Source organism: Idiomarina sp. UBA4206 (genome assembly GCF_002383015.1).
Taxonomy (GTDB): Bacteria; Pseudomonadota; Gammaproteobacteria; order Enterobacterales; family Alteromonadaceae; genus Idiomarina; species Idiomarina abyssalis.
In genome coordinates this window covers 7,889-12,257 of record NZ_DFTS01000003.1, presented here as the reverse complement: position 1 = coordinate 12,257, position 4,369 = coordinate 7,889, and the positions used below count along the sequence as shown (strand labels likewise).

The 4,369-nt window shown below is 46.1% G+C and carries 4 protein-coding genes; 1 reads left to right on the top strand and 3 read right to left on the bottom strand.

The features are described 5' to 3' along the window. The coding region (locus B3180_RS00220; RefSeq protein ID WP_286842154.1) for a cation:proton antiporter at nt 1-1,377 on the bottom strand (1,377 nt) is incomplete at its 3' end. Nucleotides 1,378-1,543: 166 nt separating this feature from the next. On the opposite strand from B3180_RS00220, the gene B3180_RS00215 reads away from it, so the two are divergent. Then, a complete protein-coding gene (locus tag B3180_RS00215) occupies nt 1,544-2,449 on the top strand; it encodes a GGDEF domain-containing protein (protein WP_199494180.1) in 906 nt (301 codons plus the stop codon). Here B3180_RS00215 and tilS read toward each other — a convergent pair. Both tilS and accA read right to left on the bottom strand, forming a co-directional pair. Next, the gene (gene tilS / locus B3180_RS00210) at nt 2,415-3,746 is read right to left on the bottom strand and encodes a tRNA lysidine(34) synthetase TilS (RefSeq protein WP_278358777.1); all 1,332 of its coding nucleotides are present in this window, start codon (nt 3,744-3,746) and stop codon (nt 2,415-2,417) included. The two genes, B3180_RS00215 and tilS, sit on opposite strands and share 35 nt — an antisense overlap. A 6-nt stretch (nt 3,747-3,752) precedes the next feature. Next, nucleotides 3,753-4,369: acetyl-CoA carboxylase carboxyl transferase subunit alpha (accA, locus tag B3180_RS00205; RefSeq protein ID WP_286842149.1), on the bottom strand; the 617-nt coding region annotated here is incomplete at its 5' end.

The following is a 4,369-nucleotide window of genomic DNA, read 5'->3' as shown; positions in this document are numbered from 1 at the left end:
TTTACGGGCACTGTCTCCGAAATAAACCCGGGCGCCACCGGCGACTGCTTCCTGAACCCTCATCGGATCATTATCGACGGCAATATGCGTAATTCCCTCAGCATCAAGGAATCGGCTCATGGTTTGCCCAACCCGACCAAAACCGCAAATCAGTACTTGATTTTCAAGACCCTCACTGCCCGTTGTGCGTTGTTTCTCAATATCGACTAATGGATCAGGGTGACGAACCACTAAGTTAACCAGGGGTTTAAGACGATGAATAATTATAGGGGTCATGGCCATACTCAATACGCCAATACCTATCATGCTGGTAACAATTTCTTTGCTCAGTAAACCATGAGTGCTTGCTAACGCCACAATAACGAAGCCGAACTCACCCATTTGAAACAGCGAAATACCACTGCCCCAGGCGTCTTCATCTCGCTCACCCATAAAGCGGGCAACCGAGCTTATCAGGGCAATTTTAATCACCGCCATAATAACCAGCGCCAGAAGTATCCAGTGAAAATTTTGAACAAAACCATAAAGCTGAAGCTGCATACCAATGGTGGTAAAAAAGAGCCCCATCAAAATGTCACGGAATGGACGAATATCGGCTTCTAGCTGGTGCTTATATTGGCTTTCCCCCAGCATCATACCTGCAAGAAAAGCCCCCAGTGCCATGGAAAGCCCGAAGATATGCGTCATACCACCGGCAACCAGAGCGACCAGTAACGTAGCAAGCACAAACAGCTCATCGGTTCTCTGCTTAGCTATTTCCTTAAATAAGTAAGGTAATACCCATTTCCCAATAGTCATAAGCACGGCAATAACCGCGGCACCTTTGGCTAAGGCAAACAATAAAGTGGTGCCAATATTGCCGTCATCGGATGCTAATAGTGGAATGATAATAAGCAGGGGAACAACGGCTATATCCTGAAAAAGCAGAATAGCGACACTCATCTGCCCTCGCCGGGTGGAGGTTTGCGCGCTTTCTTTCAACTGCTTAATAACAACCGCCGTCGATGACAGAGCCAGCGCTCCGGCTATTGCTAACGAAGCTGCCCATTCATCTAACCAAATAAAAGCTATGAGCAAGAATACCAGCAATGAACCAAGAACCTGTGCGGCTCGAAACCCGAATACCCAGCGTCGCATTGCAATCATTTTAGGCAACGAGAACTCCAGGCCGAGCGAGAACAACAGCAATACAATTCCCAGTTCTGCGACCAGATGATAATCATCGGGATCGGCTATCCAACCCATTACATCTGGGCCTGCGATAATACCTGCAACTAAGTAAGCCAAAATTGCGGGTAACTTAATTCTCCGGAACAACCAGACCAGAATCACAGCAACGGCTAATAAAAGCAGCAGACTGGAAAAAGTACCGTTCATTCAGAAGCTCCTGAGTCGTTTTGTTTTTGTAGTGTCAAAATAGTAACACTCTTTTGTTTCAGAAAAACTAGCTCTTATAAAGTTTTGTAAATTATAAAGATTTTTATTTTGGCTCGAATTTTGCAGAGTTAATTTTAATTATTAAATTCAGGCACAAAGGTTTGTCATGTTAAACAGAGCTGTCGCTAAAGCTGAGACTAAAACAACTGAGAACAAAACTCAGGCGATTATCAGTCAATTAACATCATCAACAGAACTTAAGTCCAAGTCGGCTCCGCTCAGCGAGCGTTTGCAAACCTCTCTCGACTTAAATCAAGTGCTGTCAATTTATGCCGACTATATGCTGCAACGACTGCCTGTTAGCGCATTACAATTCATCTCAGACGACCAAATTATTAACTTGGTTGGTAATTACCAGGACCAAAATAGTGAGTACTCGGTCATGCTTTACGCTGATAACGAATACTTAGGACAAATGGTCTATCAATTTAAACGCACCCCTTCCTACGTTAATAAAATGCGACTGGAACAAATGCATAAACACCTAACCTTCCCGCTGAGAAATGCAATACACTTCTCTCGTTTACGGAAAGTTGCGGTGCGCGATCATTTAACCGGCTTAGGCAACAGAGCTCTTTTAGACGAGACATTAGAGCACCTCAGTGCTCGCCTAAAACGGGACAACAGCCAGTCTCATATTGTCATGCTATTGGACATGGACGGCTTCAAAGCGGTTAATGACCGACATGGCCACCAACAAGGTGACGAAGTACTTAAGCAGTTTGGTCAATTATTACAACAGCAGCTGCGAGATACCGACCGGGTGTTTCGTTACGGTGGTGACGAGTTCGTACTCATTCTCGAAAACACTCAACCGGAACAAGCCGAGGAAGTGTTCCTACGCATACGTAATGCGCTTAATAACGACATTAAACTTGCCACTTTTAACATTGGTGTCAGTGCCGGTAGTCTGGCCATGGAAAGCTTTCACAGCGCACAAGACATTATTGATGAAGCCGACAGACGTCTTTACGCCGCTAAAGTAGCGGGAAAAGGTCAGCATCTGAGTTAAACCATACCGGCTCCGGCAAACTGAGAGTGTCCTCAGTCTGAAAACTGAACCAACCCATACCGGCAACCCAAAGGTATTTTTCATTGAGTTCGAGTATGGGCCGTCTTTGTCTTAACCAGGGCGGAACACCGGCCTGCTTTAGCCACTCCTTAAGTTTTTTTCGTCCCTGACGTCCGGGCTTTGCCAGTTTTTCCGCGGGCAATGAAAAGGTCAGTTTTAGCTGATTACTGCCGTTGACAAGCTCAATCGGGACAGTCAGTTTACCCCACTTGCCCAAGTCGACGTTCGTTTCAGTTACTAAAGAATCACCGGGTAATTCGGCTACTTTAACGTCACACCAAAGCGCATGCTGAAAATACCGTACAACGTAACCGTCACACTGTATTTGTAGCTGACTGTCATCTCTTGCTGTAAGTGCCTGACGGCGAATTTGTTCTAGCTGCTCGTAACTTGGTAACGGCTTTTTCTGCTCTTGCAGCCAAGTGCGTAGCAAGGCACGTTGCATTGCTTCTGAGCGCTGATTTAGTAACAAGATAGGAAAGTGACGGGTATGGCTCTGTTGGTTATGTAATTTTTCTAACAACAGTTCATCCATAACCTGCTGTTGTTCAGCACAAAGCTTTGCGGCGCGCAAAACACTTTGACCAAACTGAGGCCAACGCTGTTCCAGTACAGGAACGACATCATGTCGGAGAAAATTTCGCTCAATGCTTGTATCGTAATTGGTATCGTCTTCTATCCAGGTCAAATTACGCTGCGTTGCGTAATCTAAAATTTGTTCTTTACTGACACTCAGCAAAGGTCGACATAATCGACGTTTTCCTGTCCACGCCTGAATACGTGCCATAGAAGATAAGCCCTTAGGACCACTACCACGCTTTAACTGCAGAAAAAAGGTTTCAATTTGATCGTTACGATGCTGACCAAGCAGCAGCACGGCGTCATTTTGAGTCAGTTCAGCCATCCGTTGGTAGCGCCCTTCACGACCTGCGGCTTCTTTGCTCTGCCTGTTTGCAACAGGAACGTCGAGTGACTCAAAAATAGTGGGAATACCGTAAGCCTTTGCTGCTTCCTCTATGGTCGAGGACCAGTCAGCAGAGCTTGGGTGGAAACTGTGATCTAAATGAATCGCCAGATAGTCATACTGAGGATGCTGCCGGCGATAACGCATCAGCAAATCAAGAACGGTTTGCGAATCAGCCCCACCGCCCAGAGCAGCAACCAATTGCTGCCCCGGCTGTAAAGCGAGAGATTCTAAAGCGTCACAAAATAGGTCATATAGACCGTCAACCGTCATTGGAAATTAGCAGTAACCGAAAGACATCAGTTTACGATAACGCTGGTCCAGCAACTCTTCGTGGCTTAGGTCTTTTAGGCTTTCTAAGTCTGACACCAACTGCTGCTTCAGTCGCGTTGCCATTTCTTCCTGATGGCGATGCGCACCGCCCAGAGGTTCAGGAATGATAGCGTCGATTAAACCGAGTTCTTTACTACGCTGCGCAGTTACCCCCATAGCTTCTGCTGCTAAAGGTGCTTTACTGGCACTTTTCCATAAAATTGAGGCACAACCTTCAGGAGAAATAACCGAGTAGGTACTGTACTGCAGCATATTAACCCTGTCGCCAACACCAATAGCTAGTGCTCCACCAGAGCCGCCTTCGCCTATAACAGTACAAACAATCGGAACAGTTAAACGAGCCATAACAATTAAGTTACGAGCAATTGCTTCACTTTGCCCGCGCTCTTCAGCGCCAATTCCAGGATACGCTCCGGGCGTATCAATAAAAGTTACTACCGGCATATTGAAACGTTCAGCTGTCTCCATAAGCCGCAATGCCTTCCGATAACCTTCCGGTTTTGGCATACCAAAATTACGGCGGATTTTTTCTTTCGTTTCACGCCCTTTCTGCTGACCAATAA

Coding starts and splice junctions, on each gene's coding strand:
- tilS (WP_278358777.1), bottom strand. CDS start 3,746: ATGACGGTTGACGGTCTATATGACCTATTTTGTGACGCTTTAGAATCT.
- B3180_RS00215 (WP_199494180.1), top strand. CDS start 1,544: ATGTTAAACAGAGCTGTCGCTAAAGCTGAGACTAAAACAACTGAGAAC.